Annotated in this window: 9 protein-coding genes and 1 pseudogene; 7 read left to right on the top strand and 3 right to left on the bottom strand. The window is 73.5% G+C overall.

Going from position 1 to position 15,675, the window contains the following annotated elements; all coding sequences use genetic code 11:
• Nucleotides 1-29: 29 nt before the first annotated feature.
• Both ACQP2H_RS24325 and ACQP2H_RS24320 read right to left on the bottom strand, forming a co-directional pair.
• On the bottom strand, nt 30-800 hold the full coding sequence (locus ACQP2H_RS24325) for an ABC transporter permease (protein WP_308290885.1): 771 nt from the start codon (nt 798-800) through the stop codon (nt 30-32).
• A complete protein-coding gene (locus ACQP2H_RS24320; protein ID WP_208570941.1) occupies nt 797-1,807 on the bottom strand; it encodes an ABC transporter ATP-binding protein in 1,011 nt (336 codons plus the stop codon). Before ACQP2H_RS24320 ends, ACQP2H_RS24325 begins: the two co-directional genes overlap by 4 nt.
• A 319-nt stretch (nt 1,808-2,126) precedes the next feature.
• On the opposite strand from ACQP2H_RS24320, the gene ileS reads away from it, so the two are divergent.
• Nucleotides 2,127-5,273 carry an isoleucine--tRNA ligase gene (gene ileS, locus ACQP2H_RS24315; RefSeq protein ID WP_433229018.1) on the top strand — a complete coding sequence of 1,049 codons (3,147 nt, stop codon included), beginning with the start codon at nt 2,127-2,129 and terminating at the stop codon, nt 5,271-5,273.
• 151 nt (nt 5,274-5,424) lie between these two features.
• Nucleotides 5,425-6,117 (top strand): lysophospholipid acyltransferase family protein, encoded by a 693-nt coding sequence (locus ACQP2H_RS24310; protein ID WP_357535729.1) that lies wholly within the window; start codon nt 5,425-5,427, stop codon nt 6,115-6,117.
• 64 nt (nt 6,118-6,181) lie between these two features.
• Here the strand turns inward: ACQP2H_RS24310 and ACQP2H_RS24305 are convergent, their stop codons facing one another.
• Complete coding sequence (locus ACQP2H_RS24305) at nt 6,182-7,453, bottom strand: hypothetical protein (protein WP_433229016.1); 1,272 nt, start codon at nt 7,451-7,453, stop codon at nt 6,182-6,184.
• 893 nt (nt 7,454-8,346) lie between these two features.
• On the opposite strand from ACQP2H_RS24305, the gene ACQP2H_RS24300 reads away from it, so the two are divergent.
• The 5 genes and pseudogenes from ACQP2H_RS24300 to rplU all read left to right on the top strand — a co-directional run bounded on the left by ACQP2H_RS24300 (nt 8,347) and on the right by rplU (nt 15,673).
• A complete protein-coding gene (locus ACQP2H_RS24300) occupies nt 8,347-10,377 on the top strand; it encodes a TIGR03960 family B12-binding radical SAM protein (protein ID WP_219464312.1) in 2,031 nt (676 codons plus the stop codon).
• Between the two features lie 225 nt (nt 10,378-10,602).
• Entirely contained in the window at nt 10,603-11,298 is a 696-nt protein-coding gene (locus tag ACQP2H_RS24295; protein WP_433229013.1) for a TIGR03936 family radical SAM-associated protein, read from the top strand.
• Nucleotides 11,299-11,429: 131 nt separating this feature from the next.
• Nucleotides 11,430-14,524: pseudogene (locus tag ACQP2H_RS24290) on the top strand (Rne/Rng family ribonuclease).
• 115 nt (nt 14,525-14,639) lie between these two features.
• Nucleotides 14,640-15,134: a hypothetical protein gene (locus ACQP2H_RS24285; protein ID WP_219464311.1), complete on the top strand. Its 495-nt coding sequence runs from the start codon at nt 14,640-14,642 to the stop codon at nt 15,132-15,134.
• 224 nt (nt 15,135-15,358) lie between these two features.
• Nucleotides 15,359-15,673, top strand: coding sequence for a 50S ribosomal protein L21 (gene rplU, locus ACQP2H_RS24280; protein ID WP_067312477.1), 315 nt, complete (start codon nt 15,359-15,361; stop codon nt 15,671-15,673).
• Nucleotides 15,674-15,675: the final 2 nt, after the last annotated feature.

The following is a 15,675-nucleotide window of genomic DNA, read 5'->3' as shown; positions in this document are numbered from 1 at the left end:
GTCGGGACGGGACTGGCACCGGTGCCTCCTCAGGACAGGGCCAGGGTCGCGGTGACCCGGGCCCGGCGCTCGACGTACGTCATCAACACCCAGCCGGCGGCCAGGCAGGCCAGGCTGATCGCCAGGCAGACGGCCAGCGCCGGCCAGACCGGCCCGCCGGACGCGGCCTCGTGCACGGCGCGGGCGCCCCAGGTGGTCGGGAGCACCGCGGCGACCGGCCCGGTCCAGCCGGGCAGCGCGGTGACCGGCACGAGCATCCCGGAGACCAGCCAGATCGGGTACTCCAGCATGTTGGCCAGCGCGTTGGCGTGCCGCAGCAGCACGAAGCTGGACGCCAGCAGCAGCCCGAACATGCCCAGCCCGGCGATGCAACCGGCCACCGCCACCGGGAAGGCCACCGGGTGGGCGAAGTCGAGCGGGATGCCGTAGAGCAACCGGCCCCAGGCCAGCGTGGCGAGCATCGCGTACGTGCCGGTGATGCCGGTGGCCAGGGTGACCGGCAGCAGCACCAGCGCGGGCGACCGGGGCGCCAGCATGATCATTTCCAGGGTGCCCTGCCAACGCTGGTTCTGGATCGCCCCGCCGGAGCCGAACAGCACCGTCGACCAGACCCCCATCAGCCCCGCGCCGACCGCCGCCTCCAGCAGCCGGTCCGGCTCACCGCCGGCCCGGAACAGATAGACCGCCAGGGTCGCCTGCACCACCGGGACGAACAACGCGATGGCGATCTCGAACGGGGAGCGGCTGAGCTGCTTGACGTGCAGCAGCGCACCGACCGCGATCATCCGCAGGGTGCTCACGCCGGCACCGGCCCGGCCACCGGCGTCGGCTCCGCCGCCCGGTTGACGATCGCCACGTACGCGTCCTCCAGGGTGGGCTGCCGGGCGGTCACCCGGCCCAGCCGTACCCCGTCCAGCTCCCGCAGCACGTCGGCCTGCACGTCCACCCCCGCGTCGGACTGCACCCCGAGGACCTGCGCCGCCCCGTGCACCGCCAGGCTGACCTCGCGTACGCCGGGCCGGGCCCGGATGGCGGCCAGCTGCCCGTCGGTCACCCCGTACGCCTGCACCTCCAGCACCCGCCGGCCGTCGGCGTGGTGGCGCAGCTCGGCGGGGGTGCCCAGGGCCTGGATCCGACCGCCCGCGATCACCGCGATCCGACCGCACAACTCGTCGGCCTCGGCCATGTAGTGCGTGGTCAGCAGCACGGTGGTGCCGGTGGCGGCCAGGTCGGCGACGGTCTGCCGCAGTTCCCGGGCGGCCACCGGGTCGACCCCGATCGACGGCTCGTCGAGGAACAGCACCCGGGGCCGGTGCAGCAGCCCCCGGGCGATGTGCAGCCGCTGGCGCATCCCCCGGGAGTAGCCCTCGACCCGGTCGTCCTCCCGGCCGGTCAACCGGACCAGCTCGAACAGCTCGGCGATCCGACGCTTCTGCTCCCGGCCCGGTACGCCGTACAGCTCGGCGAAGTAGCGCAGGTTGTCCCGGGCGGAGAGCCGGTCGTAGAGGCCCCGGTCGCCGCCGAAGACGTACCCGATGCGGCGGCGCACCTCCCGGGTCTGCCGGACCACGTCGAAGCCGCAGATCCGGGCCTCGCCCCCGGTCGGGATGAGCAGGGTGTTGAGCAGCTTGATGGTGGTGGTCTTGCCGGCGCCGTTCGGGCCGAGCAGGCCGAACAGTTCACCGTGGCCCACCGTGAGGTCGACCCCGGCGACGGCGTGCACCTCCCGACGCTGCGGTCGTAGCCATCCGGTCCGGCTGCGGTAGCTGCGGTGCAGCCCCACCGCCTCGATCGCGTGCTCACCCATGGCCGCGAATCTATGGGTCGGGCCGGTGACCCGCACACCCATTACTCGGCGGCGGCGACCCGGACAGGTCGAGTATCCTTACCGGCACAGGCGACGACCCGGCCATCACCGGTGAGCCTCCGGAAGAAAGGGCCCGACGGGCCCGACTAGAACCGGACGGGGCGGCCCGTCACAGCCGGCCAACGAGCGGGCGGTCGATCCTGACCGTCAAGCGGGGTGGTACCGCGGGCCCGGCCCGGGGCGTCGACCACGGCGTACCGGAGCAGGCTCGTCCTCGCAGACCACGACTGAGTGAGCTGCCAGAGGAGAGCGACCCCCGATGGGCTATCCGTTGCACGACCCGACCGCCGCCGGCGTCCCGGCGAGCCCGGACCTGCCCGCGGTCGAACGCCGCGTCCTGGAGCACTGGACCGCCGACCGGACCTTCGAGGCGTCGGTGACGGCCCGGCCGGCCGGCGACGACGGCAAGAACGAGTACGTCTTCTACGACGGCCCGCCGTTCGCCAACGGCCTGCCGCACTACGGCCACCTGTTCACCGGGTACGTCAAGGACGTGGTGCCGCGTTACCAGACGATGCGCGGCCGGCACGTCGAGCGGCGCTTCGGCTGGGACTGTCACGGCCTGCCCGCCGAGGTGGTGGCCGAGAAGCAGCTCGGTATCACCAGCAAGGCGGAGATCCTCGACCTCGGGGTGGCCCGGTTCAACGACGCGTGCCGATCCTCGGTGCTGGAGTTCACCCAGGACTGGGAGCGGTACATCAACCGGCAGGCCCGCTGGGTCGACTTCACCAACGACTACAAGACCCTCGACCTGGACTACATGGAAAGCGTCATGTGGGCCTTCCGGACCCTGCACGACAAGGGCCTGATCTACGAGGGCTTCCGGGTGCTGGCGTACTGCTGGCGGTGCGAGACGCCGCTGTCGAACACCGAGACCCGGATGGACGACGTCTACCGCGACCGGCACGACCCGACGCTGACCGTGTGGTTCGGGCTGACCGCCGACGAGTCCGCCCCGGAGCTGCTGCGCGGGCCGGTCAGGCTGGGCGTCTGGACCACCACCCCGTGGACCCTGCCGTCCAACCTCGCGCTCGCCGTCGGCCCCGACATCGAGTACGCGGTGCTCGACCGCGACGGGGAACGGTTCGTCGTCGGCGCCGCCCGGCTCGGCGCGTACGCCAAGGAGCTGGAGGGCTACCAGCAGGTCGGCACCGTGTACGGCCGGGACCTGGTCGGACGCCGCTACACCCCGCTCTACGACTTCCTCGTCGAGCAGGCCGGCGAGCACGCCTACCAGGTGCTCGGCGCGGAGTTCGTCACCACCGAGGACGGCACCGGGATCGTCCACCTCGCCCCCGCGTTCGGCGAGGACGACCAGAACGTCTGCAACGCCGCCGGCATCCCCACCGTCGTCACCGTCGACGACCACACCCGGTTCACCGCGCTGGTCCCGCCGTATGAGGGCGAGCAGGTCTTCGACGTCAACAAGCCGGTGATCCGGGAGCTGAAGGAGCGGGGGGTGGTGCTGCGGCAGGACACCTACACCCACTCGTACCCGCACTGCTGGCGCTGCGACACCCCGCTGGTCTACAAGGCGGTGTCGTCGTGGTTCGTCGCGGTGACGCAGTTCCGGGACCGGATGGTCGAGCTGAACCAGCAGATCAACTGGACGCCCGGCCACATCAAGGACGGCTCGTTCGGCAAGTGGCTGGCCAACGCCCGGGACTGGTCGATCAGCCGCAACCGGTTCTGGGGCTCGCCGATCCCGGTGTGGAAGTCCGACGACCCGACCTACCCCCGGGTCGACGTCTACGGTTCGCTGGCCGACATCGAACGGGACTTCGGGGTACGCCTGACCGACCTGCACCGGCCGGCGGTGGACGACCTGACCCGGCCCAACCCGGACGACCCGACCGGCCGGTCGACGATGCGCCGGGTGCCGGAGGTGCTGGACTGCTGGTTCGAGTCCGGGTCGATGCCGTTCGCCCAGGTGCACTACCCGTTCGAGAACGCGGACTGGTTCGAGCACCACTACCCGGGCGACTTCATCGTCGAGTACATCGGGCAGACCCGGGGCTGGTTCTACACCATGCACGTGCTGGCCACCGCGCTGTTCGACAGGCCGGCGTTCCGCAACTGCCTCAGCCACGGCATCCTGCTCGGCTCCGACGGGCGCAAGATGTCCAAGAGCCTGCGCAACTACCCGGACGTCTACCACGTCTTCGACGCGTACGGCTCGGACGCGATGCGCTGGATGCTGATGTCCTCGCCGGTGCTGCGGGGCGGCGACATGGCGGTCACCGAACCGGCGATCCGCGACGCCGTCCGGCAGGTGCTGCTGCCGCTGTGGAACGTCTGGTACTTCTTCTCGCTCTACGCCAACGCCGCCGGTCACACCGCCCGGCGGCGGGTGGCCAGCACGCACCTGCTCGACCGGTACGTGCTGGCCAAGACCCGGGAACTGGTCGAGACGACCGGCGCGCAGATGGACGCGTACGACATCTCCGGGGCGTGCGGCACCGTCCGGTCCTACCTCGACGCGCTGACCAACTGGTACGTGCGGCGATCCCGGGACCGGTTCTGGTCCGGCGACGCCGACGCGTTCGACACCCTGTGGACCGTGCTGGAGACGCTCTGCCGCGTGGTGGCGCCGCTGGCCCCGCTGACCGCCGAGGAGATCTGGCGCGGGCTGACCGGCGAGCGGTCGGTGCACCTGACCGACTGGCCGTCGGCGCAGGACCTGCCCGCCGACCACGACCTGGTCGCGGCGATGGACGCCACCCGGGACGTCTGCTCGGCGGCGCTGTCGCTGCGCAAGGCCAAGGGGCTGCGGGTCCGGCTGCCGCTGCCGAAGCTGACCGTGGCCTCCCCGGCCGCCGACCAGTTGCGGCCGTTCGCCGACCTGGTCGCCGACGAGGTCAACGTCAAGGAGGTGGAGTTCTCGGCGGAGGTCGCCAGCTACTGCCAGCAGGTGCTGACGGTGGTGCCCCGGGCGCTCGGCCCCCGCGTCGGCAAGCAGGTGCAGCAGGTGATCAGGGCGGTCAAGGCGGGGGAGTGGGAGCTGCACGACGGCGCCCCCGTCGCCGCCGGGGTCACCCTCGCCGAGGGTGAGTACGAGCTGCGCCTGGTCGCCGCCGACGCCGAGCACTCCGCGCCGCTGCCCGGTGGTGAGGGCGTGGTGGTGCTCGACACCGAGGTCACCCCGGAGTTGGCCGCCGAGGGGCTGGCCCGGGACGTGGTCCGGGTCGTGCAGCAGGCCCGCCGGGACGCCGACCTGGACATCTCCGACCGGATCGTGGTGTCGGTGTCGGCCTCCGAGCAGGTGCGGGCGGCGGTGTCGGCGTACACCGGGTTCGTGGCCCGGGAGGTGCTCGCCGACACGGTGGACTTCGCCGACGGCCTGGCCGGTTTCACCGGTGAGGTCGGCGACGGCGAGCGGGTGACGGTGACCGTCCGCCCGGTGTGAGGTCGTCGGTGGGGTCCCGGCCCGACGGGTCGGGACCCCACCGACCACCCGCGCCATCCAGCAGGCGGACGCGCGTGCACCCGTTGGGTCGCGGGGGCGTCCGTCCGCTACCGTGACACCGCCTGTTCACCGTACGACCGCCGGAGGACCCGTGCCGCTGCTCTACACCATCGGCAAGCTCACCGTGGGACCCGCGATGCGGCTGGCCTTCCGCCCGGCCGTCGAGGGACTGGAGCACATTCCGGCGAGCGGTGGCGCGATCTTCGCGGGCAACCACCTCTCCGTCGCCGACGAGCTGCTGCTCGGCACCGTAGTCCCCCGGCACCTCGCCTTCTGGGCCAAGTCGGAGTACTTCACCGGGACCGGCCCGAAGGGCGCGCTGTCCAAGTTCGTGCTCACCGGCCTGGGGGCCATCCCGGTCGAGCGGGCCGGTGGCCGGGCCGCGCTGTCCGCGTTCGACGCGGCCATCCCCGCGCTGCGCTCCGGTGACCTGGTCGCCGTCTATCCCGAGGGGACCCGGTCGCCCGACGGCCGGCTCTACCGGGGACGGACCGGCACCGCCCGGCTGGCCGTGGCGGCCGGGGTGCCGGTGATCCCGGTCGGGGTGACCGGCACCGACAAGGTCCAGCCGATCGGCACCCGCATCCCCCGCCCCGGCAAGGCGAAGATCGTCATCCGGTTCGGCAAGCCGCTGGACTTCACCGGCCGCGCCGACGACCGCACCTCACTGCGGGAGATGACCGACGAGCTGATGGCCGAGATCCAGAAACTCACCGGTCAGGAGTACGTCCCCCGCTACGCCCCCCGCCGGGCCGAGCCCACCCCGGGCGAGACCCCGGCCTGACCACCCCCGGTCTGCGGGGTTCTGCGCACCCGACCCGAGCTGACCTCGCCGGGCCGGCGCGTGCTCAGCCCTGCTTGGGGGTGACGATCTGGGCACGCATGGTGGCGAGCAGCCGGGCGCTGTCGTCCACCGAGAGCCGGGTGAAGACCCCGGTGGCGCTGCTGCCGTAGTCCACCGACGTGCAGACCACCACGGCGGTGCCGCTGGAGGAACCGGTCGCGCAGCGCTCGTACCGGCCACGGACGCCGCTGTCCACCGGTTGGGGCGTGCCCAGCGTGAACGTGTCGGTCAGCCGCACCATCGTGTCGTCCGCCTCGGACTCCGGCCGGAACCGGAAACCGGTGTCGCCGAAGACGGTCACCCGCTTGCCGTCGGAGGTGCTGTACACCCCGGCGTAGACGTCCTCGGCCAGCAGGTTCGCCTTGCGTACCTCGGTCTTGAGCTTCTCGACCTCGCTGCCCGAATCCTCGCGCAGGGTCAGGTCGGCCACCTGGGTCGGCAGGGCGGCATCGGCCGGGTACTGCTGCCAGGCCGGCCTACCGAACCAGGCGGGGCAGCCACAGCAGCAGGCCAGGCTGAGCAGCAGCACCCAGGGCCAGCGCCGACGCTTGCGGCGGACGTACCCCTTGGGAGGTCGGCCCGGGTTCGGCGGTGGGGCGGCCGGTTCCGGGCGGACCCGCCGCTGCTTCGGCGGCCGGGGTGGCGCGGGCGGCGGCGCAGGTGGCAGCGCCGGGCGGGCCGGCGGCGGGGACGCCGGCCGCGCGACCGGCACCGGCGCGACCGGGTACGGCCGGGTCGGTGAGGGTGCGGCGGGGCCAGCCGACGACACCGACGGGTACGCCGGCGCCGGGGAGTTCGGCTGGGGCGGGGTCGGGGTGGGCGTGTGCTGGTGGGGCGGGGTCGGGGTCGGGGGGTGCTGGTGGGGTGGGGCCGGGTCGGCGGCCGGTGGGTAGGGGCGGGTCGGCGGAGACGGGGGGTAGGGCAGCGCGGCCAGCTCCGGGTGGTGCAGGTCCCAGCCGCCGGTGTCCACGCCCGCCCACGGGTCCACCGGGGCGCGGTGTTCGGGCAGCTCCGGCGGAAGGGGCGGCGGAGGCGGCGGCACCGGGGCGAACTCCACCGACTCACCCCAGCTGCGGCGGCGGGGCGGCGGCGCGGGCACGGCGGCGGAACCACTCCAGCGGGGGGCCGCGGGCTGCTCCAGCGTCGGGTCGGGCCGCTGCTCCAGCCGGGTGGCGTCGGGGCGCTGTTCGAGCCGGGTGGCGTCGGGCCGGTGCTCCACCCGGGTGGCGTCGGGGCGAACGGCGTCGGGGCGGGGGGTGCCGGGGTGCTGCTCCACCCGGGTCGGGTCGGGTCGACCGGGCGGCGGCTCGGGTGTCGGCGGCTCGGGTGCCGTGCTCCGGGCCGGAACGGTGGCCGACCCGCGCGCCGGGGTGGTGGGGCCGGGTGCGACCCCCGTGCCGGGCTTGCCGGTTCCGCCGCCGTGCCGGGCACCGGCGGGCTGAACTGTCCGGCCGGGCCTGTCGGCTCCGGCGGGCTGGCCTGGGCGGTCGGGTCCGGCCCGGTGGCCGGCTCGTCCGGCTCGGCCGGTTTCGGCGGGGTGGCCTGGTTGGTCGGCTCTGGCGGGGTGGCCGCGTCGGTCGGGTCCGGCGCGGTGGCCGGCTCGTCCGGGTCGGCCGGTTTCGGCGGAGTGGCCGGCTCGTCTGGGCCTGTCGGCGCGGGCGGGTCGGCCAGGCTGGCTGGCTCCGTCTGGGTGGTCGGCTCCGTCGGGGTGGTCGGCTCCGGCGGGGTGGAGTCGGCGGGCGGGGAAGACTCGCCGGCCGGGTGCGTGGGGTCGCCCTGCGTGACCTCAGCGGGCTCCTCGGCCGGCGCTGCGGTGTCGGCAGGGTCGCTGTCAGGCGGTACGGGGAGGTCGGCTGGCCCGGCGGAGACCACCGGATCCTGCTGCCGACCCGGGACCGGGTCGCCCCCCTCGGCCAGCCGGTCTGTTCCCGGCTGCGGCTGCGGCATCGCGGCAATCTCCTCTCGCACCGGTTGCGAGGTTAGTACCGGGGCGCCACCTCGACCAATCGGCGGTACCGCGACCGCCCGCCCCGCGTCCGGGAATCCCCGGCCCCGCCACCGGCCGTCCGCCCGCCCGCCGGGCACCGGACACCAGCGGGCCGTCGGGGCGGTGGGGGAGACCGGCGGTGCGGCGTGCCGTCCGTGGGTGGACGCGTACCCTTGGGCTCCATGAGTGCTCCGTCCACGACCCCGCGCCCCGCCGCGGCCACGCCCGACGACGCGGCGGTCGCGTCGCCGCACCACGACACCACGCTGTCGGTGTGGCCCCGGCTGGAGGCGCTGCTGCCCCAGGTGACCAAGCCCATCCAGTACGTCGGTGGCGAGCTGGGCGCGGTGGTCAAGGACTGGGACGCGGCGACCGTCCGATGGGCGCTGATGTATCCCGACGCGTACGAGGTGGGCCTGCCCAACCAGGGTGTGCAGATCCTCTACGAGGTGCTCAACGAGCTGCCCGACGTGCTGGCCGAGCGGACGTACGCGGTGTGGCCCGACCTGGAGGCGCTGATGCGCACCCACGGCGTGCCGCAGTTCACCGTCGACGCGCACCGCTCGGTGCGCCGCTTCGACGTGTTCGGGGTCTCGTTCTCCACCGAGCTGGGCTACACCAACCTGCTCACCGCGATCGACCTGGCCGGCATCCCGATGCTGGCGGCCGACCGCACCGAGGCCGACCCGGTGATCGTGGCCGGTGGGCACGCCGCGTTCAACCCGGAGCCGATCGCCGACTTCATCGACGCCGCCGTGCTCGGCGACGGCGAGGAGGCGGTCCTGGAGATCACCACGATCGTCCGGGAGTGGAAGGCGGAGGGTTCCCCGGGTGGCCGCGACGAGCTGCTGCTGCGGCTGGCCCGCACCGAGAGCGTCTACGTGCCGCGCTTCTACGACGTCGACTACCTGCCCGACGGTCGGATCCAGCGGGTGGTGCCCAACCGCCCGGACGTGCCGTTCCGGGTGCACAAGCGCACGACGATGGACCTGGATGCCTGGCCGTACCCGAAGAAGCCGCTCGTGCCGCTGGCCGAGACGGTGCACGAGCGGTACGCGGTGGAGATCTTCCGGGGCTGCACCCGGGGTTGCCGGTTCTGCCAGGCCGGCATGATCACCCGCCCGGTGCGGGAGCGGTCGATCACCACCGTGGGGCAGATGGTCCAGCAGGGGCTGGAGTTCTCCGGCTTCCACGAGGTGGGGCTGCTGTCGCTGTCGTCGGCCGACCACTCCGAGATCGGCGACATGTGCTCCGGCCTGGCCGAGCAGTACGCCGGCACCAACGTGTCGCTGTCCCTGCCGTCGACCCGGGTGGACGCGTTCAACATCGACCTGGCGCAGGAGCTGTCCCGCAACGGACGGCGGACCGGGCTGACCTTCGCCCCGGAGGGCGGGTCGGAGCGGATCCGCAAGGTCATCAACAAGATGGTGTCGAAGGACGACCTGATCCGCACGGTGGTCACCGCGTACACCAACGGTTGGCGGCAGGTGAAGCTCTACTTCATGTGCGGCCTGCCCACCGAGACCGACGCCGACGTCCTCGAGATCGCCGACATGGCGCACGAGGTGATCCGGGCCGGGCGGGCGGCCACCGGCTCCAAGGACATCCGCTGCACCGTCTCGATCGGCGGGTTCGTGCCCAAGCCGCACACCCCGTTCCAGTGGGCGTCGATGGAGCGGCCCGAGGTCATCGACGGCCGGCTCAAGCTGCTCAAGCAGGCCATCAACGCGGACCGGTCGCTCGGCCGGGCCATCGGTTTCCGCTACCACGACGGCGAGCCGTCGCTGATCGAGGGGCTGCTCAGCCGGGGTGACCGCCGGGTCGGTGCGGTGATCCACGAGGTGTGGCGCAACGGTGGCCGGTTCGACGGCTGGAGCGAGCACTTCTCGTACCGGCGTTGGGTGGACGCCGCCGCCGCGGTGCTCCCGGGCTTCGGCGTGGACCTGGACTGGTACACCACCCGGCAGCGCGACGAGCTGGAGGTGCTGCCCTGGGACCACCTCGACTCGGGCCTGGACAAGGACTGGCTGTGGCAGGACTGGCAGGACTCGCTGGGCGAGTACGAGCAGGACGACTGCCGGTGGACCCCGTGCTTCGACTGCGGCGTCTGCCCGTCGATGGACACCGAGATCCAGATCGGGCCCACCGGCCGTAAGCTCCTGCCGCTCACCCCGGTCACCGCGCTGAAGGTGCCCACCGGCGCCCAGCAGTGACCGCCGACGGGGCGGGGCCGGCGCGCTGTGGCGGGCCGCCCGTCCCGTTCCGACGATCGTGAAGCTATCGTCACCGGCAGTTCGCGCCCCGGGTCGACCCGGGGCGCGGCACCACCGGCCGGCGTCAGACCGAGGAGTACGACGATCAGCAGGAAACCACAGCCGGAGGGCGGGCAGGCGCCGGTCGTCCAGCGTGTCCGGATCCGGTACGCCAAGCGCGGGCCGTTGCGGTTCACCTCCCACCGGGACTTCGCCCGTGCCTTCGAGCGGGCCCTGCGCCGGGCCGCCGTGCCGGTGGCCTTCTCCCAGGGCTTCACCCCGCATCCGAAGATCTCCTACGCCAGCGCCGCCCCCACCGGCGTCGCCAGCGAGGCGGAGTACCTGGAGGTCGGCCTCCAGGCGACGGTCGACCCGGAGCAGCTGCGGCTGGCCCTCGACGCGGCGCTCTCACCGGGCCTCGACGTGCTGGAGGTGGTCGTCGCCGCCGGGGGGAGCCTGGCCGAGCGGATCGAGGCGTCGCACTGGCGCATCGAGCTGCCCGATGTCGACCCGGACGTGGCACGACGGGCGGTGGCCGCCTTCGTGGCCGCCGACGAGGTGCAGGTCGAGCGGATGACCAAGCAGGGCCGACGGACGTTCGACGCCCGTGGCGCGGTGACCCACATCGATGTGCTGCCGCCGGGGGAGACGCCTTCCGGGGCAGCGGACTCGTCATGTGCGATACTCGAACTGGTCGTACGGCAGGTCACCCCGTCCGTACGACCCGATGACGTCCTTTCCGGCCTCCGCGTGGTGGCCGCCCTGGAGCCGCCGGTCTCCCCGAGGGTGATCCGGCTGGCGCAGGGCGTGTTGACGGCGCAGGGTGCGATCGTGGATCCGTTGGACGCGGATCGCGACGGGGCAGCCATCGGAGAACACTGACCGTCGGTCAGCGTTCTGGCAGGCAGACTTCGGCGGTCGCGCACGTCGCGTGCCCGGCGGAAACACTTTTGCGGCGATCCTGCGTGGCAGCGCTCACCCGCGCCCGGGGCCGCCAGAACTGGAGAACGTCCATGCTCGAGAACGAGCCCGAGGGCGGCGAACGGACCGGTTCCCAGCCGGCCGGCGACACCGCCGACAGCACCGTCGACGGCGGCACGGGAGCCGCCGCCACGCCACCGGAGGGCGCTGCGGCGTCGCCGGACGGCGCGGCGGCCCCCCCGACCCGGCGGCGGACCACCCGACGGCGGGTCGCGCCGCTGAGCCAGCCGGAGTTGACCGGGGGAGCGCCCGCCGAGGCGTCCGCCACCGCCACCTCGGCCACCGACGAGTCACAGCAGGCCGAGGTGATCGTCCCGGTCGCCGGTGAGTTGGACTCCGCGCCGAAGACCACCCGACGTCGCCGCAAGGCCACCCCGGCCAAGGCGGCCGAGGAGCCGGTGGTCGCCGACGGGGTGGAGGAGGGCAGCGCGGAACTCGTCCCGCCGGTGAAGGTGACCCGTACCCGGCGGAAGAAGGCCGTCGCCCCGGCGGCGACCGAGCCACCCGCCGAGACCCCGGCCGCGCCGCTGCCGGCCGCCGAGGCCCCTGCTGCTCCGGCGGCGGTGGCTCCGGTTGCCGCAGCTCAGGAGCCGGCCGTCGCGGCGGAGGAGCCCGCCGTGGAGGCGGCTGCCCCGACCGAGCCGACCGTCGCCGACGAGGCCGAGGAGCCCCTGGTCGGGGAGCCCGTCGCGGAGGAGCCCGCGGCCGGTAACCGGACCGGGAGGTGCCGCCCGGGGTCGCCGTGCCGGCCGCCGACGAGGCGGTGGAGCCGGCCGAGCCGCAGCCGCGGACCCGTCGGCGACGGGCCGCGATCGCCGCCCCGACGGTCCTGTTCATGGCCCCGCAGCCGGAGGAGCTGCCCACCTTCCGGGTGGTCGAGCCCGGCCCGGCCGCCGAGGCGCCGGTCGAGGAGCCCGCCGAGGAGCCCGTCGAGACCGGGCGGCGGCGTCGCCGTGGCCGCCGGGAGACCGAGCCGGTCGAGGCCGTCGAGCCGGTCGAGCCCGTCGTGGAGGAGCCCACCGGCGAGGCCGAGGAGGGCGCCGAGGACGACGGCGACGACGAGGACGACGACGAGTCGGCCGCCGCGCGCCGCCGACGCCGCCGGGGTCGGCGGGGTCGGGGCCGGGGCAAGGGCGGCGCGGACGACGCCGACGAGGACGACATCGAGGAGCCGGCCCAGGCCGAGGCCGAGGGGGACGACGCCGAGGACGAGGGCGACGGGGACGGGCTGACCCGTCGTCGGCGTCGGCGTCGCCGTCGGGGTGCCGGGGACGTCGAGGGTGGCGCCGACGACGGCGTACCCACGGTGGTCAAGATCCGGGAGCCCCGCAAGGCCGTCGACGAGGTGCAGGGCGTCTCCGGCTCGACCCGGCTGGAGGCCAAGCGCCAGCGTCGCCGGGACGGCCGGGAGCAGCGCCGGACCCGGCCGCCGATCCTGAGCGAGTCGGAGTTCCTGGCCCGCCGGGAGGCGGTCGACCGGGTGATGGCGGTCCGCCAGCGCGGCGACCGGACCCAGATCGTGGTCCTGGAGGACGGCGTCCTGGTCGAGCACTACGTCACCCGCAACTCGTCGGGCACCATGGCCGGCAACGTCTACCTGGGCAAGGTGCAGAACGTCCTGCCCAGCATGGAGGCGGCCTTCGTCGACGTCGGGCGGGGCCGCAACGCCGTCCTGTACGCCGGTGAGGTCAACTGGGACAGCAGCGGCCTGGAGGGGCGTTCGCGCTCGATCGAGCAGGCGCTGCGCTCCGGCGACTCGGTGCTGGTCCAGGTCACCAAGGACCCGATCGGCCACAAGGGTGCCCGGCTGACCAGCCACGTCGCGCTCTCCGGCCGGCACCTGGTCTACGTGCCCAACGGCAACGCCTCCGGGATCAGCCGCAAGCTGCCCGACAACGAGCGCAAGCGGCTGCGCGACGTGCTCAAGAAGCTGGTCCCCGACGGCGCGGGCGTGATCGTCCGGACCGCCGCCGAGGGGGCCAGCGAGGACGAGTTGGCCCGGGACGTCAAGCGGTTGCAGGCCCAGTGGGAGGACATCCAGGCCAAGGCGACCGGTGGCGGCGCTCCGGTGCTGCTCTACGAGGAGCCCGACCTGGTCATCCGGGTGGTCCGGGACCTGTTCAACGAGGACTTCCGCGAGCTGGTCATCGAGGGTGAGCAGTCGTACGGCATGGTCGAGTCGTACCTGTCGCACGTCTCGCCGGACCTGGTCGACCGGGTGCGCCGGTACGTCGGCACCGCCGACGTGTTCACCGAGTACCGCATCGACGAGCAGATCATCAAGGGGCTGGACCGCAAGGTCTTCCTGCCCTCCGGTGGTTCGCTGGTGATCGACCGTACCGAGGCGATGACCGTCATCGACGTCAACACCGGCAAGTACACCGGCTCCGGGGGCAACCTGGAGGAGACGGTCACCCGCAACAACCTGGAGGCGGCCGAGGAGATCGTCCGCCAGCTGCGGCTGCGCGACATCGGCGGCATCGTGGTGATCGACTTCATCGACATGGTGTTGGAGTCCAACCGGGAGCTGGTGCTGCGCCGGCTCACCGAGTGCCTGGGCCGGGACCGCACCAAGCACCAGGTGACCGAGATCACCTCGCTTGGCCTGGTGCAGATGACCCGTAAGCGGATCGGCGCCGGCCTGCTGGAGGCGTTCAGCGAGCCCTGCGAGTGCTGCAAGGGCCGGGGCCTGGTGATCCACACCGAGCCGGTGCCGGAGAAGCCGCGTGCCGTCAACGGCGGCGCGGGCGACCGGGTCAAGGCCGTCGCCTCGGCGGTCACCGCCCCGGCGGCCGAGCCGCCGGTCAGCGCGTCGTCGCGGCGGCGGGCCCGCAAGGCGGCCACGGCGGAGCGGACCGTGGTCGAGACCACCGACGCCACCGACGTCGAGGTCGCCGCCCCGGCGGTCGACGCCGGCTACGACGACACCATGGGCTACGACCTGTCCCGGTACGAGACGCAGACCCCGGCCGTGGCCGACGCCCAGACGGGCGAGTCGGCCCGGCTCGCGGGGGCGGACGACCCGGACGCGCTCGGCGAGGCCGACGGCGACGACGACGGCGGGGAGGCCGGCACGGGCCGGCGTCGTTCCCGCCGGGGCGGTGCCCGTCGCCGTACCCGGCCGTGACGGGCTGACCCGCACCTGGCAGCACCGGACCCCTTCCCCGGCACACCGCCGGTGGGAGGGGTCCTGCCGTGCCGGTGGCCGACGATACGATCGGGCACCCCGGCTAGGAGATGACATGCGCCGCCTGCCCGCCGCCATCGTGGTGGCCACCGTCCTGCTGACCGGCGTCGGGTGCTCCGGCGACCGGGCCGACCCGCCGACCACCTCCGGCCAACCGTCCGGTGCCGTGACCCCCGCCACCGTGGTCCCGTCCGCCGTGGTGAGCGGTTCCCCGGCGGGTGGCAACGGGCCGCAGGTGTGCGCCGACGCGGAGGCCGCGTCGACCACGGCGGTGCGCACCTACGTCGAGGAACTGGGCAAGATGATCGCGGCGGTCGGCGCGAACGACAGCACGGCGGCGGACACCGCCCGCAAGCGGGCGGAGACGGCGCTGACCACGTGGCGGACCGTGTTGCGGCAGCAGTCCGGCCGGGCCACCGACCCCCAGTTGAAGGCCCTGCTCGCCGACCTGGCCACCGAGATCGGCCGGCTCGGCACCGACGTCGACTCGATCGACGAGACCGAGCTGGACCGGCTCCAGCAGCGGCTGGACCAGCTCTGCTCCCGCTGACGGCGGTCGGTGGCGGTGTGGTCGGTCGACCCGCCCGGCCGCCGGGAGGGCCGCTCGACAGGGGGGGTCGGTTTGGGGCGCGGGTGGATGATGGCGTACTCTTTCCTGCGGCGCACTTTGGTGTGCCGAGTTCCCGCGTGCCCGCGCTGCCGGTGTCACAGCTACCCGGCGAGTTGCCATGGGAACGACCGCCAGCAGCCTCAACGACAGGGAGTCCGCCTCCGATGTACGCGATCGTCAAGACCGGCGGCAAGCAGTACAAGGTCGCCGAGGGCGACGTGATCGAGGTCGAGAAGCTCACCGGTGCCCCCGGTGACGCGGTGAAGCTCACCGCGGTGCTCCTCGTCGACGGTGACGACCTGGTGACCGACGCGGCGAAGCTTGCCAAGGTCGCGGTGTCCGGCGAGATCGCCGCGCACACCAAGGGCCCGAAGATCCGGATCCACAAGTTCAAGAACAAGACCGGCTACCACAAGCGCCAGGGTCACCGCCAGCCGTTGACCCAGGTCAAGGTGACCGGCATCTCCAGCGGGAAGTAGGT

Origin of the sequence: Micromonospora sp. CA-248260 (assembly GCF_050942205.1) — a bacterium.
Classification (GTDB): domain Bacteria; phylum Actinomycetota; class Actinomycetes; order Mycobacteriales; family Micromonosporaceae; genus Micromonospora; species Micromonospora antibiotica.
This window is presented reverse-complemented; position numbering and strand designations above follow the sequence as displayed.